The organism is Vibrio panuliri (assembly GCF_009938205.1).
GTDB classification, from domain to species: Bacteria; Pseudomonadota; Gammaproteobacteria; order Enterobacterales; family Vibrionaceae; genus Vibrio; species Vibrio panuliri.
This window is the reverse complement of the sequence record NZ_AP019654.1, coordinates 1,361,930-1,388,542: the sequence shown is the minus strand read 5'-3', so window position 1 is coordinate 1,388,542 and position 26,613 is coordinate 1,361,930. Positions and strand designations below refer to the sequence as shown.

The 26,613-nt window shown below is 44.7% G+C and carries 26 protein-coding genes and 1 pseudogene; 15 read left to right on the top strand and 12 right to left on the bottom strand.

Annotated elements, in window-relative coordinates; all coding sequences use genetic code 11:
- Positions 1-405 (bottom strand): DUF6088 family protein, encoded by a 405-nt coding sequence (locus tag GZK95_RS06325; protein WP_075712817.1) that lies wholly within the window; start codon positions 403-405, stop codon positions 1-3.
- A gap of 161 nt (positions 406-566) precedes the next feature.
- Positions 567-1,182: pseudogene (locus tag GZK95_RS06320) on the bottom strand (tyrosine-type recombinase/integrase).
- Positions 1,183-1,499: 317 nt separating this feature from the next.
- Between GZK95_RS06320 and GZK95_RS06315 the strand changes: the two are divergent.
- The gene (locus tag GZK95_RS06315) at positions 1,500-1,838 is read left to right on the top strand and encodes a cytosolic protein (protein WP_075715319.1); all 339 of its coding nucleotides are present in this window, start codon (positions 1,500-1,502) and stop codon (positions 1,836-1,838) included.
- A gap of 104 nt (positions 1,839-1,942) precedes the next feature.
- Here the strand turns inward: GZK95_RS06315 and GZK95_RS06310 are convergent, their stop codons facing one another.
- On the bottom strand, positions 1,943-2,818 hold the full coding sequence (locus GZK95_RS06310) for a LysR family transcriptional regulator (protein ID WP_075715320.1): 876 nt from the start codon (positions 2,816-2,818) through the stop codon (positions 1,943-1,945).
- A 99-nt stretch (positions 2,819-2,917) separates the two neighbouring features.
- Between GZK95_RS06310 and GZK95_RS06305 the strand changes: the two genes are divergently transcribed.
- Positions 2,918-3,877 (top strand): nitrilase family protein, encoded by a 960-nt coding sequence (locus tag GZK95_RS06305; RefSeq protein WP_075715321.1) that lies wholly within the window; start codon positions 2,918-2,920, stop codon positions 3,875-3,877.
- A gap of 89 nt (positions 3,878-3,966) precedes the next feature.
- Here the strand turns inward: GZK95_RS06305 and GZK95_RS06300 are convergent, their stop codons facing one another.
- Entirely contained in the window at positions 3,967-4,188 is a 222-nt protein-coding gene (locus GZK95_RS06300; protein WP_139315069.1) for a hypothetical protein, read from the bottom strand.
- Between the two features lie 161 nt (positions 4,189-4,349).
- Between GZK95_RS06300 and GZK95_RS06295 the strand changes: the two genes are divergently transcribed.
- From GZK95_RS06295 to GZK95_RS06235, 13 genes are all read left to right on the top strand, one after another.
- The gene (locus GZK95_RS06295) at positions 4,350-4,790 is read left to right on the top strand and encodes an NUDIX hydrolase (RefSeq protein WP_197740171.1); all 441 of its coding nucleotides are present in this window, start codon (positions 4,350-4,352) and stop codon (positions 4,788-4,790) included.
- A gap of 335 nt (positions 4,791-5,125) precedes the next feature.
- On the top strand, positions 5,126-7,069 hold the full coding sequence (locus GZK95_RS06290; RefSeq protein WP_075715323.1) for an FTR1 family iron permease: 1,944 nt from the start codon (positions 5,126-5,128) through the stop codon (positions 7,067-7,069).
- Positions 7,070-7,114: 45 nt separating this feature from the next.
- On the top strand, positions 7,115-7,648 hold the full coding sequence (locus GZK95_RS06285; protein ID WP_139315070.1) for an iron transporter: 534 nt from the start codon (positions 7,115-7,117) through the stop codon (positions 7,646-7,648).
- A gap of 198 nt (positions 7,649-7,846) precedes the next feature.
- On the top strand, positions 7,847-9,163 hold the full coding sequence (locus GZK95_RS06280) for a Fe-S-containing protein (protein ID WP_225623990.1): 1,317 nt from the start codon (positions 7,847-7,849) through the stop codon (positions 9,161-9,163).
- Positions 9,163-10,452 (top strand): ABC transporter permease, encoded by a 1,290-nt coding sequence (locus tag GZK95_RS06275; RefSeq protein ID WP_225623991.1) that lies wholly within the window; start codon positions 9,163-9,165, stop codon positions 10,450-10,452. Before GZK95_RS06280 ends, GZK95_RS06275 begins: the two co-directional genes overlap by 1 nt.
- Positions 10,439-11,575 carry an ABC transporter permease gene (locus GZK95_RS06270; RefSeq protein WP_075715326.1) on the top strand — a complete coding sequence of 379 codons (1,137 nt, stop codon included), beginning with the start codon at positions 10,439-10,441 and terminating at the stop codon, positions 11,573-11,575. Before GZK95_RS06275 ends, GZK95_RS06270 begins: the two co-directional genes overlap by 14 nt.
- Before the next feature lies 1 nt (position 11,576).
- Entirely contained in the window at positions 11,577-12,251 is a 675-nt protein-coding gene (locus GZK95_RS06265; RefSeq protein ID WP_075715327.1) for an ABC transporter ATP-binding protein, read from the top strand.
- Positions 12,241-12,723 (top strand): TlpA family protein disulfide reductase, encoded by a 483-nt coding sequence (locus GZK95_RS06260; RefSeq protein WP_075715328.1) that lies wholly within the window; start codon positions 12,241-12,243, stop codon positions 12,721-12,723. The genes GZK95_RS06265 and GZK95_RS06260 overlap by 11 nt, the downstream gene beginning before the upstream one ends.
- Positions 12,724-12,741: 18 nt before the next feature.
- Entirely contained in the window at positions 12,742-13,200 is a 459-nt protein-coding gene (locus tag GZK95_RS06255) for a copper chaperone PCu(A)C (protein ID WP_075715329.1), read from the top strand.
- A 9-nt stretch (positions 13,201-13,209) separates the two neighbouring features.
- Positions 13,210-13,962 (top strand): FMN-binding protein, encoded by a 753-nt coding sequence (locus GZK95_RS06250; RefSeq protein WP_075715330.1) that lies wholly within the window; start codon positions 13,210-13,212, stop codon positions 13,960-13,962.
- 410 nt (positions 13,963-14,372) lie between these two features.
- The gene (locus GZK95_RS06245; RefSeq protein WP_197740170.1) at positions 14,373-15,398 is read left to right on the top strand and encodes a TRAP transporter substrate-binding protein; all 1,026 of its coding nucleotides are present in this window, start codon (positions 14,373-14,375) and stop codon (positions 15,396-15,398) included.
- A 55-nt stretch (positions 15,399-15,453) separates the two neighbouring features.
- On the top strand, positions 15,454-16,029 hold the full coding sequence (locus GZK95_RS06240; RefSeq protein WP_075715332.1) for a TRAP transporter small permease: 576 nt from the start codon (positions 15,454-15,456) through the stop codon (positions 16,027-16,029).
- Positions 16,030-16,043: 14 nt separating this feature from the next.
- Positions 16,044-17,327 (top strand): TRAP transporter large permease, encoded by a 1,284-nt coding sequence (locus GZK95_RS06235; protein WP_075715333.1) that lies wholly within the window; start codon positions 16,044-16,046, stop codon positions 17,325-17,327.
- A gap of 116 nt (positions 17,328-17,443) precedes the next feature.
- Here the strand turns inward: GZK95_RS06235 and GZK95_RS06230 are convergent, their stop codons facing one another.
- The 8 genes from GZK95_RS06230 to GZK95_RS06195 form a co-directional block, all read right to left on the bottom strand.
- On the bottom strand, positions 17,444-17,893 hold the full coding sequence (locus tag GZK95_RS06230) for a hypothetical protein (protein WP_075709400.1): 450 nt from the start codon (positions 17,891-17,893) through the stop codon (positions 17,444-17,446).
- Between the two features lie 2 nt (positions 17,894-17,895).
- Entirely contained in the window at positions 17,896-18,918 is a 1,023-nt protein-coding gene (locus GZK95_RS06225) for an efflux RND transporter periplasmic adaptor subunit (protein WP_075715334.1), read from the bottom strand.
- Positions 18,908-19,180 (bottom strand): hypothetical protein, encoded by a 273-nt coding sequence (locus GZK95_RS06220; protein WP_075709398.1) that lies wholly within the window; start codon positions 19,178-19,180, stop codon positions 18,908-18,910. The genes GZK95_RS06225 and GZK95_RS06220 overlap by 11 nt, the downstream gene beginning before the upstream one ends.
- A complete protein-coding gene (locus tag GZK95_RS06215; RefSeq protein WP_075715335.1) occupies positions 19,173-19,442 on the bottom strand; it encodes a hypothetical protein in 270 nt (89 codons plus the stop codon). Before GZK95_RS06215 ends, GZK95_RS06220 begins: the two co-directional genes overlap by 8 nt.
- A 1-nt stretch (position 19,443) precedes the next feature.
- Positions 19,444-22,314: an FtsK/SpoIIIE domain-containing protein gene (locus GZK95_RS06210; RefSeq protein WP_083626242.1), complete on the bottom strand. Its 2,871-nt coding sequence runs from the start codon at positions 22,312-22,314 to the stop codon at positions 19,444-19,446.
- Positions 22,315-22,332: 18 nt separating this feature from the next.
- On the bottom strand, positions 22,333-22,980 hold the full coding sequence (locus tag GZK95_RS06205; RefSeq protein WP_075709396.1) for a hypothetical protein: 648 nt from the start codon (positions 22,978-22,980) through the stop codon (positions 22,333-22,335).
- Between the two features lie 340 nt (positions 22,981-23,320).
- A complete protein-coding gene (locus GZK95_RS06200; RefSeq protein ID WP_075709395.1) occupies positions 23,321-24,946 on the bottom strand; it encodes an acyl-CoA synthetase in 1,626 nt (541 codons plus the stop codon).
- Positions 24,947-24,999: 53 nt separating this feature from the next.
- Positions 25,000-26,370 carry a solute carrier family 23 protein gene (locus GZK95_RS06195; RefSeq protein WP_075715336.1) on the bottom strand — a complete coding sequence of 457 codons (1,371 nt, stop codon included), beginning with the start codon at positions 26,368-26,370 and terminating at the stop codon, positions 25,000-25,002.
- Positions 26,371-26,613: the final 243 nt, after the last annotated feature.

Genomic DNA, 26,613 nt, shown 5'->3' with positions numbered 1-26,613 from the left:
CTAACTAGGTAAGTTCAGCACACGGCTACCGACAACCAGTTTGCGATTAAACTGTTTTGGATCCCATGAATACTGAATAGAAGATGGAATTTGGGTACTCGTGCCTGAAAGACTTTGTAGCGATAGACTATCCATCTCAAAATGAACGCCTTTCATTTTAAGAATTTCTCGCACAAGAGCATCGGTGCCACCTGGATTGGTGGGCATAGGCTTACCTGTGAGACTATTGATTCTTGCTTTGGTATACAAACCATAACCAAGCTTCATTAATTCCCCTTGCTGCACAAGCTGCCTGAGTGCCCGACCTATTTGGTCGTAACTTGCAAATCCATCAAAGTCTTTGCGTTCAAACACATAACGTCTTGAACGCTTTATCTTTTGACAAATGCGGTCTACTGCTGTCATTTGAACCTCCTTACGTACAATAACAGCAGTATAACTGAACGTGTACATTCAAGGAATAGATGCGGCATAGCACCATGAAAAAAAACGGCATAATTAGACAATATTTTCAATATAACCCATTGTTTAAAAACTAATTTAATCGGTAAATTCAGTAGCCCACCTTAAAAGATAAAAAAGAATGACCTAGTTAAAGAATCGGTACTCTCAGATATGTTTAATGTGTCTTCGATTTCAACGCCAACGAATGGTATTGTCGAGTTTTACGTGTCTGAGCAATAATTGAACCGCACGGATGTTCTTTGTCCGTGAATAAATGAGTGTGGCTTTCATGCTGCGCATTGAGTGAGTACCATACAGATACGGATCGTAGCCAAGCTTCGCGGCCCAACGACGAATGATTTTCAGATAATGGCTATAGCTCATAGCGGTATCCGGTTTTCTGGAACTTGGAATTAGGTAATCTGCTGCGGTAATTTGGCTTTTCATGATCCGCTGTGCTAGCGATTGTGCTGTACGGGAAGTGATCTCAAACTGCACCTCTCGCCCCGTCTTACTTTGACTATAGAGGACACGATCTTGAATGACACCACCAGAAGATATGTCTCTCACTTTCATTCTAAGTAAATCACATGATCGTAACTTGCAATCTATGGCGAGATTCAGCGATGCGAGTTCCATGATGTTTTCCTCGATCTCAAGTCGAGTACGAATTCGCCATATATCCTCATGCTTTAGAGTTTTTTTCTGCCCAGTTATATGACCTTTCTTCGTCCACATAATTGACCTCCTCTATGACTTTAGAAATGGTCTGATGAATTTTAGTTAGAAATCAATCGAGGTTGACTGAATGGATATGCAGTTGAAGAGTAGATAAGAGTTGGCGACTTAAATTAGCTAGAGTATTTGGTCTGTCTAATAATAGGGCAAAACCTAGCTACATCGCTCAACCTGAACTGTGTGAACAAAACGCATTTCAAGTCATCCCTGTGAATGCAACGAAATGGCCCCGAATCACCACCTTTGGCAACTAAATATCTACTATCTTCTCCCTTGATAGTGATAACATCCCCGCACCAGAATTAACGAGACACTCTATGTTTATCCACCATGTTAACGACATCGACTGGCTGGTGATTACAGCTTTTGAAGAACTGAAACCTTTATTTGTCGAAGAAGCTGGCGCTATCCCCTCTTACTTCTCTGCTGCGAGCGAGCTGAGCCTGATTGATCAAGCCAAGCGCGCTTATGGGTATTTGCCTCCACTCAGTGGCGTCATCACCGATACTGGTACATTCCAAAGTCCGAATAACGAAGAAGATTTGAACCCACAACTTGCCTGTCTCGTTGAGGGACGTGGTCGGGTATTTATCTATCACGGCGGCTTTGTCGCTTTTGTGGGTGACGAGCAAACCTTTATTACTCGAATGGACTGAAAGCTGTTCAGTAAAAGAAATGGGGCAGCAACGTGAATACGCGAATCATTATTGAATGTGATCACCAAGCGCCCTTTTGTCATACTCTCCGAGCTTACCCCCTACTAACTGCCCTCTTCCAACCTTGCAATAAAACGCACAAATTGGTCTTTGGTTGGGCTTTCAATGTGGTCATTCCAGATTAACCCAATATCCCATCTAGCGTTCATCCCTTGCAAAGGAATAAAACGAACATTGCTGTTGGCAATATGTTTGACGCTTGCAGGAACAATAGTAAAACCCAAGTCAGCAGAGACAAGAGCCAACAAGGTATGAATGTCATTCGCTTCTTGTACCGGAGTCAGGCTCTGACCATGTTCTTGTAACAATGCATCTATTTGATGCGCCAAACCCAACCCTCTTGACGGAGTAAGCCTGAGATAATCGTGATGTTGTAACGCATGCCAAATATCACTTTTTGCTACCTTTCGGCTTCGATGAATCGCCACCACCAAGTGATCACTGGCTAATACCATGCCCTTTAGTGGTTCGCTCACTGGTAATCGGTTGAAGCTAATTTGCAGCTCACCTCTTAACAGCGCCTTAAGTTGGTGTTGTGACGGCGTATCATTGAGCGTGATATGAACATTGGGAAACGTGTTTTTGAACCGAGCAATGAATTGTGGCGCCAGTTGATAAGAGGAAATCCCAAAACCTATATTTAAGAACCCTTTTGTTCCATCGGCAACCAAGCCAGAGAGCGCTTGATAAGCGTTGAAGTTTGCCACCACGCGTCGCGCCTCTGGGAGTAAAGTTTGCCCTGCCTGCGTTAACCTTGCTCCATGTCTTCCCCGCTCAAACAATGCCGCACCGGTATGCATCTCTAGCCGTTGGATTTTCTTCGTCAAAGCCGATTGTGTGATGTTCAAGTGATCGGCGGCAACGCGATAGTTACCATCCTCAGCTAGCTGACAGAAGGTACGCAAGTGGTCTAATTCCATTCCTGCTACTCATTAAAGTGGGAATATTCTTCATTATACGGAATGAAAAACAGTTTTTAAAATGGTGACATCTAACTAAGAGAATATAAGGACATCAAGATGAAAGACGTACGCGTTGCATCAGTGCAGTTTAATCACCGTGCTAATGACAAAAGCTATAACTTATCCATCATTACTCAATACGTAGAGCGAGCCGCTCACAATCAAGTCGAAATCATCGCCTTTCCTGAAATGTGCATCACCGGATATTGGCATGTCTCTAAGCTCAATCAGTCGCAAATCAGAGCGCTAGCGGAGCGAGTTCCTGAGGGCGAAAGCTGCCAAAGATTAATCGCACTATCCGCTAAACATAACATCAGTATTGGCGCAGGATTAATTGAAATCGATGATGCAGGCAAACTGTATAATAGCTATGTAATGGCGATGCCAAATGGGCAACTGGCTAAACATAGGAAGCTACACACTTTTGTTAGTCAATATATGGAAAGCGGCTCAGAGTACACCGTATTTGATACCCCTCACGGGTGTCGAGTTGGCATACTTATCTGCTGGGACAATAACTTAGTAGAGAACGTTAGAATCACCGCGTTAAAAGGAGCAGACATTCTCATCGCGCCTCATCAAACTGGCGGGTGTCATTCTCGTAGCCCTCACGCAATGGGGCTCATCGATACCCAGCTTTGGCATAATCGCCACCAAGACCAAGAAACGATCCGCGCAGAAATGCAAGGTCCTAAAGGACGACAGTGGCTTATGCGTTGGTTGCCCGCTCGTGCTCACGACAACGGCATGTTTGTCATTTTCAGCAACGGCATCGGCGTAGACATGGATGAAGTTAGAACGGGAAATGCAATGGTACTCGACCCTTATGGGCAGATCATTAGCGAAACAGACAGCATTGATGACGATATGATTGTGGCTGACTTAAAAGCCGAATTACTGGATATGTGTACTGGGCGACGTTGGATTCGAGGCCGCAGGCCAGCTTTGTATCACCCATTAACCGTAGAAGGCGATGAGCTATCGCCTTTCCATGCGAGATTTTCTGAGCAAGCGTAAGGCTACGCCAATGATTGAGACGAGAACTCGTTGCTTATAGTGCATGTTGTCCAATCAGTATCTGGCTCTGCTCATCGCTTAGCCAGATATTATGGCTTCGCTCCACCAGCGCGTTTTTTCACTTTGTGCTGATAGTAAAGCCCTTGCAACAACATGAGCAAAGCGATCAAGAACGCACCAAGAAAACGAAATGGTGTATAAGCCAAATCATAAAGGCCAAAATAGGCAATAACACCAAACACCGGCACTAATATAAAAGAGCGCCGCGCCTTTTCTTGATCATTCAGATTCCACCAAAATAATTTTCTCACCCAACTGTCCCCAAATCTCTAGTAACCCACATACCTAGTTTACGACTACTTATGTCAACGAGAGTTCAATAGCGTTTATGATTGAATCTCAGTCAGTTGCTTAAGCTGACTGGTCAATATACACTCGCTAGCCTGCGTTTAAAGCCTTAGGAATAATGACAATGGAAACAACCAAGCCAAATTTAAGCCTGCCACGAGTTGCCGTCATTGCTGTTACTTACCGAGGCAACGAGTTATTACTGGTTCAACGCGCTAATGAGCCACAAAAATTTGGTTGGGGATTCCCAGGTGGGTCGGTCAATGCTGGAGAGCCACTTCACGAGGCTGCCTGTCGCGAACTGTTAGAAGAGACCCAAGTAACGGCCATTGCAGAAAAAACCTTTGATGTCATTGAAGTAAATGAGTTTGATGCCCAAGGGAAACATCACCACTTTGTATTATTGGCGGTACTTTGCCGCTATGTATCAGGCCATGCTATGGCGGCAGATGATGCCATAGACTGCCAATGGATGACGATTGAACAAATCATATCGCAACAATCTCTATTGATTCCTCATGTGGCAAAAGTTGCCCAAGCAGCCATTCAACTCACTATTAATTGATTGATTATTTGAGTAACTGTCTCAAACTAATCGCGATTTCTGTCACAACATCTCAGTATTCTAAACCCCACCCCACTCTTTATTTGCCGCATAATTTCTTTCTAAATTAGGTGATTAGTTGCATTTAAAACTGGGAACTATGATCCCAAATACCATTAAATATCAAACTCTCTCCGCCACAATCCTTTTTATTTCAAAATGTTATCGAAAACAGCACCCACCCACAAATCACACACTATTTCAACGGTTTAAATGTAACAATTGATTTCTTAATGGTGATAACAATAATTATCAATAACATTTGAGAGTGATTTTTATTTCCTAAGTGGGTTGAAATGATCCGTAAACTATCATCAATATTTGTACTTCTCTTGGCAGGTATATTCTCGCTTAGCGCGTGGGCGATTGACTATGATGCTGCTGTTCAAGATATCTCTAGTCGTTTAGACAAAACCGCACACCTCTATGAACAAGGCGATAAGACTCAAGCAAAAACAACCGTTCAAATGGCTTATTTCGAGGTTTTTGAAAGCCTTGAAGGCCCTGTGCGCATTAACTATTCACAACAGTACGCTTATCAGCTTGAAGCTAAGTTTGGTGAGATTCGTAAAATGATCGTTGCTGGTAAACCTACCAGTGATGTGAACGCAGAAATAGATTGGCTAAAACAAGAGATAGCCGGCTTACCAGAAATCTTAGCGTCAGGGCATAAACTAACCGCTGAAAATACCAACCTCCATGCTGATGACATTTTGCCATTTTGGCGAGATGCCGTTACTACCATCGACACACTCCTTAACCAAGCATTAGTTGAATATCGTGAGTCCGGAGAACAACCATCAAAAGCAAGCGAGAAGCAACAACTGGCATTTGATCTTGTTCAACAAGCGCAATTTAAGGGCTATAAAAATACCGAGTTAGAAATCGCCATCCGTTTGAACCGCTCTTCTGAACGCTCTGCTCAGTACAACGCAGGATTTCGATCCATTGCGAAGATCACTAAGCTGGACTACAGCCAGCAAAACTTAATTCGCTTTGGCTATGAGTTATCAACATTGGTTCAAGGCTTAAAAGACGAACTACCCGGTCTTCCTGCGACTCGTGATTTCCAAATATCAAATTCAGCTAACAGCAACGAACAAGAAGTTGCAGCAAGAGATTGGAAACCTGTCGTTAGCGACATAATGAGTGCAATCAATGAGGCGATAAGTCTTTACAACGCAGGTGATAAAGCACAAGCAATTCTCGCCGTACAGGATGCCTATTTTGACCACTTTGAAGCGTCAGGAATGGAAAATGCGGTAGGCTCTCGAGACAGCGCACTTAAGTCCGAGCTTGAAGGCTATTTCACTCGAATTGTGAGCATGCTTAAAGCTAACCAAGCTCAATCTGACATCGATCAGCAGGTGCAAAAACTCAAAATCAGTTTGATGGATGCGGCAGACAATCTCTCTGAAGGTAGCTTGGGTTGGTGGGCAATGCTTATCGCAAGTTTCACGATTATTTTCCGTGAAGGCTTGGAAGCTCTGCTGATTGTCGCCGCTATCACCGCCTACTTAATCAAAAATGACGCTTCAAATAAGCTGCATGTGGTTAAGAATTCTGTTGTGGTTGGTCTTATTGCGAGTGCAATCACTGCAGTACTGTTCCAATGGTTGTTCGAAAACTCAGGAGCGAGCAGAGAGCTACTTGAAGGTTTCACCATGTTAATCGCCGTCGCCATTCTCTTCTCAATGAGCTACTGGTTATTGTCTAAGGTCGAAGCTGCTCAATGGAAACGCTACTTAGAGAATAAGCTAGCCGCATCCATTACCACTGGCTCTTTGTTTGGTTTATGGCTTGCTAGCTTCCTCGCGGTGTACCGTGAAGGCGCAGAGACAGTATTGTTCTACTTCGCTCTGGCTGCAGATGCAAACACACAAACTATGACAGCCCTTATTGCTGGTTTTGCCCTCGGTGTGTTGGTTCTTACCGTGATCTTTTTCGTCATGCGTTACAGCGTGGTCAAGCTCCCACTCAAACCGTTCTTTATATTTACCGGTGCGTTCATGTACCTAATGGCCTTCGTGTTCGCTGGTAAAGGCGTGTTAGAACTGATCGAAGGCAAGCTATTCCAACCGACTCTCATTGCTAACGCACCAGAATTTGCACCTTTAGGGATTTATCCCTACTTAGAAACCATCGTGCCTCAATTAGCACTAGTGGTTGCTGCCGTTTTCGCACTCATTGTTATGAAAGTGAAAAATAAACGAGAGTTTGCCCAACAAGCAAAGTCTTAAACATGAAACTACCCCATAAAAATCAAACAAGTAAAGGACATTACTATGTTTAACAAGAAAATCATCGCGACCGCAGTGGCTCTCTCAGCTCTGTCTGGTGTTGCTATGGCAAACGACCTACCTTTCGTCGAATACCCTGCTGGTGAACCAGTAGAAATGAATGGTATGGAAATCGCTGCGGTTTACCTTAAGCCAGTCACAATGGAACCTCAGGGTATGATGCGCGCTGCGTCAAAATCTGAAGTTCACTTAGAAGCTGATATCCATGCTATTGCGGGTAACAAGAATGGCTTTGGTGCCGGTGAGTGGATTCCATATCTAACTATCAACTACACCCTAAAGAACCTTGATACAGGCAAAACACAAGAAGGTACTTTCATGCCAATGGTGGCAGCAGATGGTCCTCACTATGGTTCGAACATCAATATGCTCGGTGTAGGTAACTACAAGCTAACTTTCCACATCGACCCACCATCAAAAGCTGGTTTACTTCGCCATACCGATGAAGAAACCGGTGTTGGTCGCTGGTTTAAACCATTCGATGCCCAATACGAATTTAAGTACGTCGGCATCAAGTAACCCACTTGGTTTACTAAAAAACCAGGCCACTTATTGTGGTCTGGTTGTTCTATTTCTGCATAGGGTAAAACCATTATCTGATGCATTGTGTATGAATGGTCATTGATAAATATGAGCTTCTATCTCTCTCACGTCTTACTTGTTTTTCTACTCCCTGCCCTATTATTTGGTGTGCTGTGGGCGGGTCAAACAACCTCCTTGTATAAACATCAAATTTGGTGGTTTTTACTCGCAGCTTTTGCTGGAACAACGCTATTTTATTTACTGCCATTTAGTCAGGTAAACGTTCTAGTCATCAATAGTGTTTACCTCGGTGTATTGGTCTTCTCGGTTCTAACTAGCGTGATATGGCGATTACCCGCGATTGTCCTTGTCATACTGCAAAGCTTAACCGTGTTTCTTTGCGGCTTCCTGTGGGCGAAAGAAGCAAAGCTCACGATGTTAAGTACAACCAACGTAATCAACACTGAGTTAATTCTAAACTCTTGTTCGATTGTGCTTGGCTTCCTCTTAATTGCGCTAACTAAAATTTCAGCAACCATCAACACCAGCACGCTAAACCACAAAGCCCGCGCGGCACTGAGTGTTTTACTGCTACTACTTGCGGGATTACCTCTATCAGGCGAGATTATTCTTGCTTGTATGAAGCTTGGAATTTTAGGGCTAGATAAAGGGCTCTTATCCTACGTATCCAAGGTGACGAATTTCTCTTGGTTACTCTCGTATGTGGTACTTGCGCTCGCATCTCTTTGCCTGATCAAGTTTTTCACCACACAAGTGCGACCACTAAAACGTCAAGTTCAATTGGCGCAGTCAGCCATTGAGCGAAGAAAACACCAAGCGGCACTCAATGCGGCACAGCGAAAAGTTCGCTTCAATATTGCAACCATCGCAACCGTGCTGGTTGCCCTTCTATTTTGGGACTTAGTCGCCTCACAACCGATTCGTCGCTCAGAAGCACAACGAATAGAAATCGCCGCAGATCAAGCCGTCCATATTCCAATTACGGAACAATTAGTTGATGGCAAGCTGCACCGTTTTGAATGGATTGCAAGTGATGGAAAAGTGGTACGCTTTTTTATCATTGACCGCTTTGCTGGTGAGCAGAAATTTGGCGTGGTGTTCGATTCCTGCATGCTATGTGGCGACGCGGGTTATGCGCAAGTTGGCGATCAAGTCGTCTGCTTAGCGTGTGGTGTACATATTTTTATTCCATCCATTGGTAAGCCTGGCGGCTGTAACCCAATTCCAATTCCTAAATGGGACATTGCAAACCAAGAGATTTTAATCACTAAAGCCACCTTGGAAAGCGGTTTGAAGTACTTCAGTGATGTGGTGGAAGTGATGGCGACGGATCCCGTCAATGGTAAGCAAATCAGCAATATGGATGCTGAACATAGTTATTTGTTCTCAGGTAAAACTTACTTCTTTACCTCGGAACAATCCTATGACGCTTTCCGTGATGACCCATGGAAATACGCGGATGTCGAACCGCTAAATCCATTAGGAGAGTAATGATGTTAATTAGAATGCTACGTCAATCATGGCGTCATGATACTAATCGCAAACTGCTCGCGATTGTGACGGTTTTTCTAGCCGCAAGTTTGATCTCGGCATTGTTGGCTATTTCTATCAATATTGGTAACAAGATGTCGATGGAAATGAAAAGCTATGGCGCAAACATTGAAATATCGCCAGAAGGACAGGTCAAACTCCCTGATATTTTAGCCAAAAACATCAACAAATTGGATAAAGAAGACCTGCTTGCAGAAAGCGAACTTCCAAACATTATGGATATTTTCTGGCGCAACAACATCATCGGGTTTGCCCCTTTTGTACGTGGACAAGTCAAAGCAATCGATGCCAATCAAACCATCAATATTATTGGCACCTTCTTCGATAAAAACTTACCCGTATCGGATGATGGTGAGTATAAAACCGGGAATAAAACCATCTCAACTTATTGGCATGTTACAGGTCAATGGCCCGATGATGAACGTGCGCAGGCGTTAGTTGGGCAATCACTGGCGCAAAAACTGAAGCTTAAAATTGGTGATAAGTTGCAGTTGCAAGGCGTCGACCAACGCCAAACTTCCCTTACCGTGACTGGCATTCTTGCAAACGGCACTACGGATGAAAATGCCGTATTAATGCCACTCAATTTAGCTCAAGATTTACTCGCATTAGAAGGACGACTCCAATCGGTCAAGGTTTCTGCCTTAACCGTGCCGGAAAATGCACTTTCAAAGAAGGCGCGCGAAGATCTCGAGTCGCTAGACTCCGATGAATATGATCTATGGTTCTGCACTGCCTTTGTTTCCTCCATTTCTTTCCAGTTAGAAGGTGCAATGAACAATGCCATGGTTAAACCACTTTGGCAGGTTGCTGCATCGGAAGGCACGGTAATTCGAAAAATCCAGAGCTTACTGTTTGTTGTCACCTTTGCGGCTCTCATCGCCTCTGCGATGGGGATTGCCTCGTTGATGACCAACGCCATTTTACAGCGCGCAAAAGAGATAGGTTTAATGAAGTCTCTCGGCGCTTACAACTGGCAAGTTTATGCCTTGTTCTATTCCGAATCGATGATTTGCGGGGTATTGGGAGGCTTGCTCGGCTGTCTGGCTGGCTGGGGGTTGTCGAAAGTCGTTGGCTATGCCCTGTTTGGCTCATCGATCTCTTTTGATTGGATCATTGTGCCTGTCGTGCTGTTTGTTTCCACCTTAATCACCGTACTCGGGACCTACTTCCCTTCCCGAAAAATCGCTTCTCTCTATCCAATTGAGGTGCTGTATGGCCGCAAATAAACATTCCTCAATGTTACTGACTCTAGTTTCACGTTCGCTACGACTTCGCGCGCAACGAGTGTTGGTCGTTTTTATGGCTCTCACCGTTGGCGCTGCCATTATCACGGCAATGGCTGGCGTATATTTCGATATCAACCAGAAAATGAGCTATGAACTGCGCAATTATGGCGCTAACTTTTTTGTCGGTCCCGATGCGACAACTCATCTAGATACCGAGCAATATAATCAGATCAAATCACTAGCGCCAAAGGATAGTTTGATCGCATCTAGTCCATATTTATATGGCATGGTACAAGCCGAGTTAGAAAAAATCGTTCTGATGGGGATTGATTTCTCGCAATTGCAAAAACTTGTGCCTTACTGGCAAGTTGAAGGTGGTTGGGTCGGTGTTTCTTTTGATGATCGCAATGTCATGATCGGCAAAAAACTGGCAGAGAAACTCGAACTCAAAGTGGGCTCAAGCCTGACGGTATACAACAAGAATGAGCGCTATACCTTCAAGATAAAAGGGATTGTGGAGTCAGGAGCAGACGAGGACAATTACTTAATCGTCAACCTTCCATTCGTACAAAAATGGCTAAACAAAGGCAATGAAATTAACTTTGCTATGTTCAGTTTAACCAACGATAAAGGTCAAGTATCTCAATTTGAATCTATCTTGAAGCAACAGCACCCTGACCTGCTCGTTCGCCCTATCCGCAAAGTCTCCGCATCAGAGGGGAAAGTACTTAACAAAATCAAATTACTGATGGGCATCGTTGCTTTGGTGATTCTAGTGCTGTCCACCTTATGCGTGAACACCACCATGACATCAATGATTTCCGAGCGTCGCTATGAGTTTGCTCTTCAAAAATCTCTCGGTGCGTCCAATCAATCAATTACTCGTCAAATCGTTCTAGAAACCATTGCGATAACTTGTGCCGCAGTGATCGCTGGGTTAGTGATTGGCTATGTTTTAGCTCAATTCCTTGGGCAATCGGTATTCAATGCCACGATTGACTTACGACTCCCTGTGCTCGTGATTACGAGTTTACTTTCTTTCGCAGCCGCTTTAGTCGCCGCGACTCTTCCAACTATCAGAGCTATTCGAATCGATCCGGCTAAAGTGCTTAAAGGAGATTAATATGTCAGGTTATGCAATCAAGACAGAAAACTTGTATAAGGTTTTTGACCAAGTTCATGCGTTAGATGACATCACTATCGAGGTCAAGAAAGGGGAATTTGTTGCCATTATGGGCGCATCAGGCTCAGGAAAAACCACGCTAATGAACATCCTTAGCTGTTTGGATAATCCGACTTCGGGCAAAATTTTCCTCGATGGAGAAGATGCAGGTAGTTTAGATGAAGAAGGAAGACGAGCTTTTCGCGCGGAAAAAATCGGACTGGTATTCCAACAGTTTCACCTTATTCCATACCTAACCGCATTAGAAAATGTGATGTTAGCGCAACACTACCACAGTGTGCCTGACGAAGAAGCCGCGAAACGAGTGCTTGAACAAGTGGGCCTTGGTCACCGTTTTGAGCACTTGCCCAGCCAACTCTCCGGTGGTGAACAACAACGAGTTTGTATCGCCAGAGCCATCGTTAATGAAAGCCCGATTATTTTTGCGGATGAACCGACAGGCAACTTGGATGAAGAAAATGAAAAGATCGTTCTCGACATTTTCAAACGACTTCACGCTCAAAATAGAACCATCATTATGGTGACGCACAACCCTAGCTTAGGTCAGTTCACCGACAGAATCATTCGCCTCCAACACGGTAAATATATCGGTGAGGAGGTGTTAGATGTGGCGTAAGTACGGTTTGGTGGTCGTTCTTTTCTCGATGCTGGCATTAAGTGGATGTCAGGACCAAAAAGCCCAACTAGGGAACGCAAGTCCCGATATCGCAGCTCTGAACGCTGCACAAGAGACGGTAAGTATCAAGGATTACCAAGGTAAAAAAATCGTTCTTGAATTTTGGTCATCAACTTGTGGTGCCTGCATCGCAATGATGAATAAATGGCAAGAAATCTACGCTCGACGCAGCAATGAGGTTGCCATCATAGCCATCAATATTGACGACTATGACGTCGACCTCAATGCATTTGCCAACAAGTATGGCTTCTCTTTTCCAATGGTTAAGGATCAATTAGGCATTACCAAGGAACGTTTTTCTGTGGGCGTAACCCCCACGACTTATCTTATTAACCGTGAGGGTAAGCTGGTAGATATGCATATTGGCTACTCTGCGAGTATGGATCTCGACAAGGTTATCTCTCAACTTTAATTTTTAGGAATCAAGCAGATGTTAGTTATAAAAACTCGCCCTTTCTTCACTCTTGTGATCACATGTTTTGCAATGATGTCTTCCGCATGGGCTTCACAGAACCTCCAAGATAAAGTCGAGATCGAATCCCCTGTCATTTTTCAATTGGCTAACGGGGCAAAAGGAACAGGGTCAAAAATGACCATTCACAATAACTCAGATCAAGCGCTTATCATCAACGGTTTTAAGATAGATGAGTTTGATAAGGCCATGCTACATGGAACAAAATACGAGGCAGGTAAACGTAAAATGTTTATGGTCAAGAGCATTACTATTCCCGCACACAAAAAGCTCGCACTGACACCTAACACACACCACTTTATGATGTTTGCCCCTAAACGTGCTTTAAAGGTAGGCGAATACCTCACTATGCTTGTCAACACAAATCAAGGGGATTTTAAAATTATCGCACAAGTTGTACCTCGTAAGCTCAAGTAAGCCAACGCCATGAAGTTTAAGTTTATAGTCATTTTGTTGGTCATGATTAACTTGTTTGGTTGCGATGATTCAGGGTCAGTAAAATCAAGCAACAGTGAGCAAGTCACTCAATTAGATCAACGTTTGGTCCTGATTGAAGTTGCCGGCTTAGGCAATATTAAGGGATCATTGTCCAAGCTCATTAAGCAGCGTATTCAAGTGTTGGATGTAAACCTTGAAACAGGCGAGTACCACCCCTCGCAAATGAGTGTCGAGCAATCTTTTCACTATGATAGTGACTCTTGGCGCACTCTTTACGAGTACGAAGATTCTGCTCAAATTAAACAAAGAGAGAACGAGCTCCCTGCCTATGCTGTCACTGACAGTCAAAATCGGGTCTCACGCATTGTCATCCCTATTAAAGCTCAGGGTAAAAATGGGCTGATATATGGGTATCTCGCGCTGGACACTTCAAACTACACAATTGCTCAACTAGGGTTTTATCGACACAGTGAAACTAAGGGTTTAGGCGCTGAAATTACTGACAACCATTTATGGCTTGAACAGTTCAATCAACAACCGCTCTTTAAACAAGGGAAACCCTCTCTAAGAGTGATTCAACAAAGTTCTCCAACCCAAGATGGTTACACGGTAGATGGTATTTCAGGTGCAACTTACACTAGTAAAGGCGTTGAACATGCAGTCAATTTCTGGGCGGGCTCGGTTGGTTTTGGTCAGTTCTTAGAAACATTTCGTCACAACACCTTGCCTGAGACTGGCTAACTGCTGCTCTCACCGCTTTAAGTGGGTGGTTCACACCCACTTAAAGCGCATCACACCACGTTGGCTCTCAACATCGTCAAGCTGCTCAAAAAATAATTACAACTGTAATCTTTTTTAGCATTATTGCTGCTTCAATCTGTTATTTAAAATCGTCCAACCTCAGTACAACCCTCGATTACACCACCTGTTTCATTGGTAAATAGGGTGCGTATCACAACACCAACATTATCTCATAGCGCTTACTTATTATTTACAGCTCTAACGTTTAACCTTGTTAGCCAATTATTGATTCGTGACCAGTTTGAATTATTTAGCCCCAACGACGACACCATTTTGCATTGAAGTTAAAGAAGCAAAATCGCAAGTTTAGGGCGCTGGGTAATGGCAATAAACGACAACGTTGGAGGGACATGATGTCCATTTATCACCATATTAAGCAATTGACTGCTGTTTCATGCGTAGCGGCTTCACTCTGTTTTTCATCCCTAGCCAGTGCTGATACGTGGCGCTATGCGCACGAAGAATATAAAGGCGATGTTCAAGATGTGTACGCTCTTAAGTTCAAGCAATATATTGAAGATAACTCAGAGCATACGTTACAGGTCTATCGTTTTGGTGAACTTGGAGAATCCGATGACATTCTCGAGCAAGCACAAGCGGGTATTCTTCAGTTTGTAAACCAGTCGCCTGGTTTTACCGGTTCGGTTATCCCTGAAGCACAGATATTCTTTATCCCTTACCTAATGCCAACTGATATGGACACGGTAGTCGAGTTTTTCCGTCAAAGTAAGGCGGTTAATGAGAACTTTCCGAAGCTTTACCAAGAGCAAGGTCTTGAGCTGTTGAAGATGTATCCTGAAGGTGAAATGGTGATGACGGTTGATGAACCCATCCGCTCGCCAGAAGACCTAAAAGGCAAAAAAATCCGTGTGATGACTAACCCTCTACTCTCTTCGACTTATGAGGCGTTCGGTGCAACACCAACACCATTACCTTGGGGTGAAGTCTACGGCGCACTGCAAACCAACATGATTCAAGGGCAAGAAAACCCCATCTTCTGGATAGAATCAGGTGGTTTATACGAAGTTTCTCCAAACTTGGTGTTCACCAATCATGGTTGGTTTACTACCGCCTCAATGGCAAACAAAGCCTTCTTTGATAAGCTTTCTGACGAAGACAAAAAGATGGTTCGCGACGCTGCGGACTACGCATTTAACGAAACCGTCAAACACATTCGCGGTTTAGCTGAAAAGTCGCTCGAAAAAATCCAAAAAGCCAGCAGCAAGGTGACGGTGACTCGTTTAACCGATGACCAAATCGCTCAATTTAAAGCTCGCGCCCCTAAAGTTGAGGCAACGTTCTACGAAATGACCGGTGAAAGCGGCAAGCAACTACTCAACCAATTCAAACAAGATCTTGAAGCGGTAACCAAATAATCACTTTTCTATTAGGCACTCTGCGGAGTGCCTGTCTTTGCTATGGAAGTTCATCATGACTGATGCAGAAGCACTGACTTATCGCTCGACCCTTCCCGGTTTGCTCGGGCGATTGGACAATACCATTTGTAAACTCGAGTCATTTTTATTGGCGGCAGGCGTGCTTTTAATGGCACTCAACACTTGCGTCAATGTGGTGGCTCGTTTTGTTTTTGGTGAAGGATTGTTTTTTTCAGGTGAAATCAACCGCATTCTTATCGTGTTGATTACCTTTTCAGGTATTGGTTATGCGGCACGTTACGGGCGTCATATTAGAATGTCGGCAATCTATGATGCTTTACCATTTAAAACCCGCAAATTGTTAATGACGGTGATCTGCTTTTTCACCGCGTTGGTCATGTTCGCACTGGCCTACTTTGCTTGTGAATACATTGCCTCTATTTACCAACGAGGACGAATCCTCCCTGCCCTTGGTATCCAAATTTGGTGGATTTACATCTGGGTTCCGCTCGGCTTTCTGATCACCGGTATTCAATACGCACTGACTCTGTTTAAAAACATCACCTCTTCTAAAGTTTATCTCTCTGCCGGTGTCCCTGATGAATACACCAAAACAGAGAAAGACGTTTAACGGGCAACGATTTTATGGCTCTCAGTTTAATTATGATCATGCTTGCCTTGCTGGTGCTTGGCTTTCCAATGATGATTCCCCTAATAACCGCCGCACTCACTGGGTTTTACATGACCTTTGGTGGGGTTGGTCAAATGGACACCTTTATCCAACAATTACTTGGCGGCATTCGCCCTGCATCATTGATTGCAGTACCGATGTTTATCTTAGCCGCAGATATTATGACCCGAGGACAATCAGCAGCCCGACTGATTGATATGGTTATGGCCTTTATTGGACACGTAAAAGGAGGCTTAGCCATCAGCACCGCCACCTCATGTACGTTGTTCGGTGCGGTATCGGGCTCAACCCAAGCTACGGTGGTTGCGGTCGGTTCAGCCCTAAGACCCAAACTACTGCGCGCAGGCTATAGCGACTCGTTTTCTCTGGCGCTAATTATCAACGCCAGTGATATCGCCTTTTTGATTCCCCCTAGCATTGGAATGATTATCTACGGCGTTATCTCTGAAACCTCAATTGCTGAGTTGTTTATCGCCGGCATTGGACCGGGCTTATTGATCTTATTCCTTTTTTCTCTTTACTGCCTTTACTACGCAACCGTGACTAACGTTCCAACTGAACCTAAAGCAAGTTGGCGTGAACGTTTTCATGCGACACGTCGTGCTCTATGGCCTTTAATGTTCCCCGTTATCATCGTGGGTGGCATTTATGGTGGTGTGTTTAGCCCAACCGAAGCGGCCGCCGTATGCGTGCTCTACGCACTGTTACTTGAGTTTGTTATTTTCCGTTCGCTCACCAAACATGATCTCTTTACCATTGCTCGTTCAACTGGGCTTATTACCGCCGTGGTATTTATATTGGTCGGTGTCGGGAACGGTTTCTCATGGATTATCTCTTTTGCACAAATACCACAAACGATTCTTGATGCGGTAGGGATCAGTGAGATTGGACCTTTGGGCGTATTGACGGCGATATCCATTGCTTTTTTTGTCGCGTGTATGTTTGTCGACCCCATCGTGGTCATACTGGTACTGACGCCTATTTTTGCCCCAGCGATCGAAGCAACTAATCTCGACCCAGTTCATGTGGGTATCGTGATCACCTTGCAAGTCGCCATTGGGTCAGCAACCCCGCCTTTCGGCTGCGATATCTTTACTGCTATCGCCATTTTCAGAAAGCCTTACTGGCAAGTTATTCGCGGAACGGGCCCGTTTATCGCAATCTTATTGCTGTCCGCGACACTGCTGATATTTTTCCCAGATATTGCGCTCTTTCTTCGAGATATAACGTTTGATTAAACCCTCTCTGGTCGAGAGTGTTGGTCAATAACAATCGCGCTAACTAAAAAATGAGTGAAATGAGATAAAAAAGCCAGCGGAGGAATCTCTCGCTGGCTTCTTACTCTTATTTAACGTTAAATCGGCGTTACATGGCTTCTCGCTAGGCGGTTGAACTGTTCACTCTTAGCAGAGAACTCAAGCCCTTTATCGCGCTGATTTTCACTAATCGCGGTCACCCTTCGATACTCATCATTTTGTCTTAGAGTGTCTTCTTCTTTCTCTTCCAAGCTGGAATGAAAACCGGCGTACTCGCTGATTAATCGCTTCATTTCGTAAAAGCTTTTCAGGCGCTCTTCACTTGATTGAAGATATTGCTTGGCGGTGCCTTCAAACTGTCCATATTGCTCAACTAAAGGCAGCAAATGGATTTGTCTGATCCTCCGCCCTGCATCATCTGACCAAATCGCTGATAGGTTTTGGGACTGTTCTTTGAAGTTTTGTACCGCTAAGGCTAACTTCATCAACTCATCTTCCAAATCCATGTGATTGCGCTGATAGAAAGCTGTATCAAATGTTGGTTGCATGATTATCCTAAAAACACGGGCGCATCAAATGCGGCTAGCAAATTCGCTTTGTTCTCAAGTGCATAACGAATCTTATAGATTTCATAGACCAAATCTTCTTGAATTTGCTCGTTGTTACGTAAAGTCGTTAGTGCCATGGAGTTATGTTGATGAAGTTCACGTTGACAGTTTTGTTGGCTGTTTACGCAGCTTTCAATACTTTTTAGAGTGTCGTCCATTTGCTCTAAAATTCGACGTTCTTCATCCAAGCTATATTTGGCATTAAGTGTATTGGTTTTGGCATCTTCCGCACTCGAAAGTGCTGAGTAAGAATGCTTGGTTGCCACTTCCATATCGGACACCGCAGACATACTCCCATTCACTTGATCACAAGCCTCTTTGTACTCATTGCGAGCCGCTTTATATTCCGATTTTGCCCGACGCTCTTCTTCTCGCGCAGTTTGCAAACGACCATGCGCGGCATTCATCGCATGACGCTCGGCTGTGGCAGGATTAGGACGATACTCGTACTGTGCGTTGCCGCGACTATCTTTGCCGACATAAACTCGAATCGTCTGCGAACTTGCGTAGTCATAATTGGCCTTCGCAGAACGATAGTCTTGCTCAGCACTCAAGGTACGTTGCTCCGCCGATCTTAGTTCTCGCTCTGCACTATCAAGCCGAGTTCGCGCACGCGACTTCCAATTGCGGGCACGAGTCAGTTGGTTTTGCCAAAAATCCTGATGATTTTTCGTCTCTTCTAGCTCTGATTGCGCCTGTGTTAACTCCTGATCTCGCTCATCAAGAGTGCGTACAGTCTGCTGATATCTTCGCTCATGGCTATCCCAACGGTCTCTTTGCTCATCCATCAATTGCTCATAAAGCGCAGTAAATCGATGAACATCATTATCAAGGCGATTGGTATGCTCAGCCCCGTGGCTTTCAGTCAAACCCAGTACTTTTCGTACTTCATCACTCAGCGCACTTTGAGACTGCGACAAGAAAGAAAATTCTTCAAGCTGTGCAATTAACCATCTAGGTTGCATGCGCCTCTCCTCTTTCTTTCAGCTCAGCGATCTCTTGAGAACATTGCATCATCAATTTCTCAAGCACATGCTGATATTCGGTAACTTGCCCTGCCAGAACTTGAAACTGCATATCGGCTTCTTCTGCGCCTTGCCCTTCATAACTCTCTTTCAACACAACCCAAGCGACATGCAGTTCATGGTACGCTTGCTCTAAGTTTTTTAAATTGCGTTGCGAGCGCTGTTCTAGCGTTTCAAGCGCGGTTAGCTGATGATTATTCATAGAGATAAGTCCTCAGCACATGCAGGCGATATTCCAACCCCGATTGCAATCCCGGAGCGAGACTGTGTGTCAGTTTGGATGCAACACTATCTAGCTCAGTCGAAAGCGTTCGATATGTATTCGCTTTAGTATGAGGCAACACTGCGGTCACCTCATCTACTGGATCGAGTAACTCTCGCTGGCACTGACGGACAGCTTCAGAAAAGCTGTCCAATTGCGTCACAAACTGCTGTAGGTTTTGCTCTACATCGTTTAATGACACGTTAGTGGCTCCATGACTGCAGGTAGTTGTTTAACTGCTCAAGCTCTTTCTCATGATCTTCTACATCGCGGTAGCAGTATGGTTTGAACTTGACTGGGTAGTTTTGCGATGCGTTGGCATACAGCGCGTAAACCGGTACGCGAGTTGTTTGCTGTAGCAGTGCCGCATGACGTGACTTGATCACGCAGAAACTGTCATCTTCTGACATTTGCAACACCACTTTGTGTTTGAACAAGTCGATATCACGGCGATCGAACACTTTCGTCACCGCACGAACATTGTCAAAGCTCATCACAATATGAATGCCATACTCTGCACCTTGCTCTAGCAACTCTGAAATGACCGCACCTAACTCGCCATGCTCTTTCACGCCGTAACGGCCTGCTTGCTGCTGAAGCTCTGTCGCACGTTGCGCTTCATTCACCACAATGTAGATGGTTGGTTGAGCCAGCATTTGCTCTTCATCCATTGATTTACGACGCTCAAACTCCGCCTTAACGTGGTCTAAGTCGCTGGCAAACTCACTGACACTCTCGCGGTAATGTACGTCGGTTAAACCACAAGTATCGATCGCTCGGCTCATAATGCCATGCCATGGAGAACCTTTGATTGCACGCTCTAGTAAGTACAATTGGTACTCACCCGCAGCATGGTTAATCGGCAGTTGTCCCAACCAGTAGCTCAGCATACCTGAGCGCGCCTCATTTGACTCACCAACAAACAGCAGATGTTCATTGGTACGACGACGGACAACAACGTTCGCTTGTCCATGAATGTTCATTTCACGTCCCAACCAGAAGTTGGCTGGTTTCTCAACTGGATACCACTCTTTCTCACCCAAGCCTTGTTGATGCTCAGGTAAGTTAGCAAACTCCACCCACTCTTGTTGAGAAGGGTGCGCTGAGTAGGTACTAAATAGCTGCTCTAACTGAGGGTTTTCGCTTAAGTTTGGTTGGCCTGACCCATCAAGCAAAATTGAGTGATGCAGATTCGCAAGACCTTGCTTATGTTGCCATTTCTCAGCAAGTTGCTTGATCAAGTCAAGACGTAGCTTATCTGATAGATAAGTTACTCGGCCTGCACGGTTTTTATCATCATTCGCCGCAGAGTCATTGATTACCACTTGGCCCGCTTCTTTACACGCACGTAGAAGACGTTTGCCGTTTGGCCCAAACTCTTGCAGTGCCGTGACGTCCGCTTCACTCATCTGCATACCGATACGCAAGTGAATGTTACCGAAGATACTCTGCTGGTTTTGCATGCCTGAAGCACCAAAGCGCTGTGAACCGACCAACATATGGATACCAGCACTACGACCTTGTGTAGCCAGTTTTTCCATTAGGTCAGAACCTAGACCATCACGGTCATCTTCAAACAGAGTTTGGTACTCATCCACAACCAAAAGGATACGCGGTAGCGGCTTTTGAGTCTCTTTGCGGTAATCTCGCAGGTTTTCGAAACCTTCGCGTTTGAACATTTCGTTACGGCGGATCATCTCTTCCACCAGCTCACCTAACACACTACGCGACAAATCTGGTGATGTGTTCAATGAGACCACTTTCGCGTGGGGTAGCGTTGGGTAGCACTTAAATTCAACGCCTTGTTTGCCGTCAATAAGATACAGTTGCAGTTCGTCAGGGCTGTAGCGACATGCCAGACCCATAATAAAGGCATGGTAAAGATTTGATTTACCAGCACCTGTCATCGCACCCAACATACCGTGCGCACAGATTTGGCGACCATTACTTTCACCAAACCACAGTTCAAGATCATCTTTCTTAGCACCAGTACCACCAACCGCAACACGGATTTCATGGCCTGTATCACCTTTCCACCAGTTTTCTGGGTTGGTGTCAGTTACATCCGTGAACTCAAGCTTGTTCTCTTTCGGTTTCGCTTTGGCGACACAATCTAAAATAGTGTTGATGGTCTCATCACAGATCGCTTCAGAACCAATCATGTAGGTTTCAAGCTCAGGGATCGCCGTAATATGATTGTCCCCTGAGCGGATGTTTTTCAGTGACTCGAACCATTCCATTGAAGCGCCATTTGGCAGCTCAAGATCTTGGTTATGTTGCAAGATCACATATTTGCCCGCAACAGAACCTGTATTGGCGATTTGCGCCAACAGTTCGATAGAACGACGGTCGTAACCTTTCGGGAAGTTAGAAGCGACAATAAATTCAAACTTCTCGTTACCACGGATTTCTGGATCAACATTAATTAAACGACGCGTACGGTTATCCAGGTAGTTTTGCTTGATACGTTTGATATCGTCTAATACTTCTTCCAAAGTACGCGAAATATCATTGGTTAACGGACGCTTAAACGGCAGTTGTTTGATATAAGGGAAGTTCTCACCCATTTTCGCCGGATCAAGCAAACAGAACTGCGCACCATAAGGTAACATTACGCTCAGACGCATAATGATGGTGTGTAGAGCGTCTTGCGTCCACTCTAAGCTGTCTGCATCTGCTGGGTAGTAATAAGTATCATCACCCGACATAAATGGCACAGTGACAGGCAGCTTGAAGGTTTGGTTATCAATAGATAACTTCTGAAAACCAATCACTAGCTCGTTAGGAATATATTGGGTATTAAAAGGGAATTCTGGCCATGTTTGATTTTTCAGTTCTGGCGCATCGACCTCTGACAGCCATGAAACGGCTTGTTTAATCGTCTGCTTTGCGTCTTCCAACTGCTGTTTTTGCGAATCAATTTCGTCACTCAACACCTGCTCAGCACGGCTTAGTAACGCACTTTGTACTTGGGCATGTTCATCGATGTTGCTTTCGATTTTTGGGTATAAATCAGCTTGATCAAAAGTATGTTTGATTTTGCTGCTGGTTAGGTTTTGGATTAATTTATTCATATCGAGTTACACGTGTGCTTAGTTGATCATGCCTTTGACAATATTTAGATATTGTTCAAAAAGTTGCGGGTCATTTTCTTTTAGCGCCATAGCGAATCCGCCCGCTGCAAGCAGCAGGACGATAATGCTGTTTCGCACAAAACGACGTTTCTTCAGCACTCTTTGCTTTTCGGTCTCGATCTGTTGTCCAAGTACCACACGTTGCAGGTGCGCATTTTTAATCGGCTCAGCCACTTCTTCGAACTGCTGAGCGACACGTTGCTCGTCTTTTGTCAGTTGGGCGAACTGCTCATCTTTTAACAGTACACTTTTTGGATGATCGGCAATTTTCTCTAAGCTAGAGACGGTAAATCCACGCGGGTTGATGGTGTCACAATGTTCAAACAGCGAGTTCAAAGATTGCTTAAGCTCAATCAACTTAGGATCATCTAACGATTGTGGATGCTGACCTGAGCTCTTAATAGAATTAATTTGCTCATTCAACTTTGAAGATTTAAATTTTTGTGCATAGTTCAATGCGGATTGGCTGTGAGTTCTAAGGTTTTGGAAGCCTTGGTCACATTCAGAAATACGTTTTTCAGAGTTAACTTTCTTGTCGTATTCCTTTTTAAAGATAGCTTGAAGTTCACGAACAGTGCGTTGATCTTCTATTTCTGCAACTGACATACTTATTGATACCTACCTGATGATATTTCGGTTCTATTTTTAGCTAAGGGCAAAGCCCAGTGTAAGCTAACGTATTTCTATAAATGATTGAATTAGCAATTAGATATATCGGCAACAAATGGTTTTATATGTGACTCGACTCACGTAGAAGTGGTCTCATATATAAGAGTTCTCAATAGCAACAATTGACATTAAACAGAAATCATGTGCAATTTTTGTTCACCACGTTTTAATAAGCGAGTGAACACAATCACTTGAGGTGTAAAAAAGAGCTACCCAATAGCAACAATGGATAGCCCTTAAGCACTATAGTCAGACACTAAATTTAGATTACAGGTGGTTACTCATTCACTCGACCTCGCAATACGTATTTCTGTACTTTCCCTGTCGAGGTTTTCGGTAGCGCGGTAAAGATGAACTTTTTCGGTACTTTGAAGTGCGCCATCTGGCTACGACAAAACGCAATCAATTCTTGTTGGGTCAGCTCAACATCATCTTTGGTTTTCACAAAGGCACAAGGCACTTCGCCCCACTTTTCATCAGCCATGGCAATGACCGCCACTTCTTCCACATACTCGTGGCGATACAATACATCTTCAATTTCAATGCTGGAGATGTTTTCTCCACCTGAAATGATGATGTCTTTTGAACGGTCTTTGATTTCAATGTAATTGTCTGAATGCCACACCGCTAAGTCACCAGTATGAAACCAGCCTTCCGCCATCGCTTCATCAGAAGTACTCGGGTTTTTTAGGTAGCCTTTCATGACAATATTGCCACGTAAGAAGATTTCCCCCATCTCCTCACCGTTCTTCGCTACGGGTTGCATGGTAATTGGATTCGCTACCATCAACTGACCTTGCATTGGCGCTCGTACACCTTGTCGCGCTTTCATACGCGCCCGCTCAGTATTGTTGAGATCATCCCAGTCACGCTGCCAATCACACACCACACAAGGCCCAAATGTCTCTGTTAATCCATACACATGAGTCACTTCGATACCCAGAGCTTCCATCCCTTCTATCACAGAAGCAGGTGGCGCAGCGCCTGCTGTCATTGCCTTGATTTGATGATGAATATCCGCCTTCAGATCCACATCAGCATTGTTCATCATATTGAGCACAATCGGAGCTGCGCAAAAATGGGTCACTTGGTTTTGCTTAATCGAGTTAAATATCGCATCAGCGCGCACATGGCGCAGACTGACACTCACCCCCGCCGAAGCGGCAATCGTCCATGGAAAACACCAACCATTACAATGAAACATTGGCAGCGTCCAAAGGTAGACTGGGTGTGACCCCATATCCCACGACATAATATTGCTGACCGCGTTTAAATGTGCGCCACGGTGATGGTAAACCACCCCTTTCGGGTTGCCTGTCGTACCTGAGGTATAATTCAGTGATATCGCCTGCCACTCATCACTTGGCGGCCAGTATTGAAACTCTGGGTCACCATCAAGAATAAACTCTTCGTAAGTCAACTCACTGATCAGCTCGCCTTCCGTGTAGAGCGGGTCATCAATGGCAATCACTAGCGGACGGTGGGCGATCATCTTTAACGCCTTCTTAACCACCTCTGTAAACTCTTTGTCTACAATCACCACTTTGCTTTCTGCATGTTGAAAGATAAATGCAATCGCATCAGCATCCAATCGGGTATTGATCGCATTTAACACCGCACCAGACATAGGCACGCCAAAATGCATTTCAAAGAGTTCTGGTAGGTTGGGAGCAATCACTGAAACCGTATCCCCCTCTCCGATCCCTTGCTTTTGAAGAGCAGATGCAAGTTTCCGGCAACGAACTTCGGTTTCTCGCCACGTTTTATGAATGTCACCATGCACGGTCGCAGTATAAGTAGGGTAAACCGCGGCTGCGCGCTCTAAAAAGCTCAATGGGCTCAAGCTTTCATAGTTAGCCGGCGTTTTCTCTAAGCCAATATGATAGATATTATGTTTACTCATCGCTTTTCTTCCTTAGCGCCCGATCAGCGTCGGGCGAACACAGTCCTTGTTTATCAGTCTTCGAGCACTTCTATCGGCTCTTCGACCTCCATCGGCTCAGCATCTCTGCGGCGATACTCAATTAAGAAGTACAGCGCCACACCAGCTAATAGACCATAACCAGCACCGTAGACGGCGAGAACCACGCCCATCGTACCTGCAACGCCCATTTGGGTGGCATTGCGCACCTGCTCAACCCCGACTGAAATACACAAGTAACCAGTAATCAGTAGCGTGATGGAAAGCGCAATTGGCAAAACCGGTTTAAACAGCGTAATGAGCGGCAACGCGAACAGTGCGATAAAGCCAACAATCCAGAAAACGCCAGCCCCACTGTAGATGCTGTCCATCGCGCTACGACCATGACGATAACGCTCTGCAATCGTCGCCATAGCACCAGTAAACAAAGGACCCGCAAGACCGGGATAAGGGGCAAAAAACGAATGGATCAAGTTGCGAAGAGCGGTCACCAAGTGCACTCGGTCAACGTTTACCTCAATCACTTCATCTGGACGAAGGTGGTCAACACGATCAAGCAAACTCTTACCCACGATGATGTCACCAAAAGCAATCACATAAGCAATTAAGGCGGTAGGAATCGCCATCCACAGCATCTCTAAACTTGGTAGACCGACTGTAAATGGTAGATAGTTAATCATTTCGCCAAAAGCTGGCGTTGAGACACCAAACTGGATATCAGGCAATGGATATTCACTCACCGCCCAGCCTACGCCCATCGCCACAAGAGTTCCCGGCACCATGCCATAACCAGCAATCACCTTTGCCCATTTGTGCTTGTTTACGTAGTCACGGAAATTAAGTGAAAACAGCACGTAAGCGGTAACCAAAAAGCCGATGATCAGTGAAACAGGCGTATTGGCTAAACGCCCGCCTTCACTGATTTCACCACTGAGTGCGGCAATCCCTGCACCAATCAAAATTCCCGCTTTGATAGAATCAGGAAAAAGATCCACCAACTTGCTGCCTAAACGGGTAATACCGAGAATAAAGAAGATAGCGGTTACAATCAGTTGCAAACCCACCAAGGCACGAATCGCTTCGGGACCAGGCTCAAAATTTCCGAGAAACAACAATACCACCGGAATGGCTGGTGTTATCCAACCTGGCACCATCGGCACCCCAAGTAGGTTGGGAAGCATAAAGCCAATACCACAGACTACGACATACGCCAGTGCAACGTCATAGGGAAGTCCTAAGTATTTTTCTAGTAGCGGAATCATCGCCATCCCGACCACAAACATGATCATGCCTTGGATGGTTTCCGCCATTTCCCAGCGGTAATGAATAAACGGCAAGCGAATCTTAAAAGGTCCTGCCGGCCAGTAAGGTTGCTCCATTCCATGAGAGCGTTTGATGACTGACATGCATACTCCTATTTCTGAGTGGGTTTTATTTTTTGATATTCTCGGAAATAAGAGCAACCCTGATGCCAGTGTTAATAAATTGTATAAATTAACTTCCTTTCTAGAAAACCACTCATGCAGCGACAGTTTAAAACCAAGGTTATCGTCATGTTAAATAAGAATATATTGGTAGACACCTGTTTAATCAATAACTAATCCGACCAGTTAACCGGTGTTAATAAATAGTAACACCCGACAATATAA

Excerpts from the sequence above, each read along its gene's own strand:
- GZK95_RS06325 (WP_075712817.1), bottom strand. The coding sequence starts at position 405 with ATGACAGCAGTAGACCGCATTTGTCAAAAGATAAAGCGTTCAAGACGT.
- GZK95_RS06315 (WP_075715319.1), top strand. The coding sequence starts at position 1,500 with ATGTTTATCCACCATGTTAACGACATCGACTGGCTGGTGATTACAGCT.
- GZK95_RS06310 (WP_075715320.1), bottom strand. The coding sequence starts at position 2,818 with ATGGAATTAGACCACTTGCGTACCTTCTGTCAGCTAGCTGAGGATGGT.
- GZK95_RS06305 (WP_075715321.1), top strand. The coding sequence starts at position 2,918 with ATGAAAGACGTACGCGTTGCATCAGTGCAGTTTAATCACCGTGCTAAT.
- GZK95_RS06295 (WP_197740171.1), top strand. The coding sequence starts at position 4,350 with ATGGAAACAACCAAGCCAAATTTAAGCCTGCCACGAGTTGCCGTCATT.
- GZK95_RS06290 (WP_075715323.1), top strand. The coding sequence starts at position 5,126 with ATGATCCGTAAACTATCATCAATATTTGTACTTCTCTTGGCAGGTATA.
- GZK95_RS06285 (WP_139315070.1), top strand. The coding sequence starts at position 7,115 with ATGTTTAACAAGAAAATCATCGCGACCGCAGTGGCTCTCTCAGCTCTG.
- GZK95_RS06275 (WP_225623991.1), top strand. The coding sequence starts at position 9,163 with ATGATGTTAATTAGAATGCTACGTCAATCATGGCGTCATGATACTAAT.
- GZK95_RS06270 (WP_075715326.1), top strand. The coding sequence starts at position 10,439 with ATGGCCGCAAATAAACATTCCTCAATGTTACTGACTCTAGTTTCACGT.
- GZK95_RS06265 (WP_075715327.1), top strand. The coding sequence starts at position 11,577 with ATGTCAGGTTATGCAATCAAGACAGAAAACTTGTATAAGGTTTTTGAC.
- GZK95_RS06260 (WP_075715328.1), top strand. The coding sequence starts at position 12,241 with ATGTGGCGTAAGTACGGTTTGGTGGTCGTTCTTTTCTCGATGCTGGCA.
- GZK95_RS06255 (WP_075715329.1), top strand. The coding sequence starts at position 12,742 with ATGTTAGTTATAAAAACTCGCCCTTTCTTCACTCTTGTGATCACATGT.
- GZK95_RS06250 (WP_075715330.1), top strand. The coding sequence starts at position 13,210 with ATGAAGTTTAAGTTTATAGTCATTTTGTTGGTCATGATTAACTTGTTT.
- GZK95_RS06245 (WP_197740170.1), top strand. The coding sequence starts at position 14,373 with ATGATGTCCATTTATCACCATATTAAGCAATTGACTGCTGTTTCATGC.
- GZK95_RS06240 (WP_075715332.1), top strand. The coding sequence starts at position 15,454 with ATGACTGATGCAGAAGCACTGACTTATCGCTCGACCCTTCCCGGTTTG.
- GZK95_RS06235 (WP_075715333.1), top strand. The coding sequence starts at position 16,044 with ATGGCTCTCAGTTTAATTATGATCATGCTTGCCTTGCTGGTGCTTGGC.
- GZK95_RS06230 (WP_075709400.1), bottom strand. The coding sequence starts at position 17,893 with ATGCAACCAACATTTGATACAGCTTTCTATCAGCGCAATCACATGGAT.
- GZK95_RS06225 (WP_075715334.1), bottom strand. The coding sequence starts at position 18,918 with ATGCAACCTAGATGGTTAATTGCACAGCTTGAAGAATTTTCTTTCTTG.
- GZK95_RS06220 (WP_075709398.1), bottom strand. The coding sequence starts at position 19,180 with ATGAATAATCATCAGCTAACCGCGCTTGAAACGCTAGAACAGCGCTCG.
- GZK95_RS06210 (WP_083626242.1), bottom strand. The coding sequence starts at position 22,314 with ATGAATAAATTAATCCAAAACCTAACCAGCAGCAAAATCAAACATACT.
- GZK95_RS06205 (WP_075709396.1), bottom strand. The coding sequence starts at position 22,980 with ATGTCAGTTGCAGAAATAGAAGATCAACGCACTGTTCGTGAACTTCAA.
- GZK95_RS06200 (WP_075709395.1), bottom strand. The coding sequence starts at position 24,946 with ATGAGTAAACATAATATCTATCATATTGGCTTAGAGAAAACGCCGGCT.
- GZK95_RS06195 (WP_075715336.1), bottom strand. The coding sequence starts at position 26,370 with ATGTCAGTCATCAAACGCTCTCATGGAATGGAGCAACCTTACTGGCCG.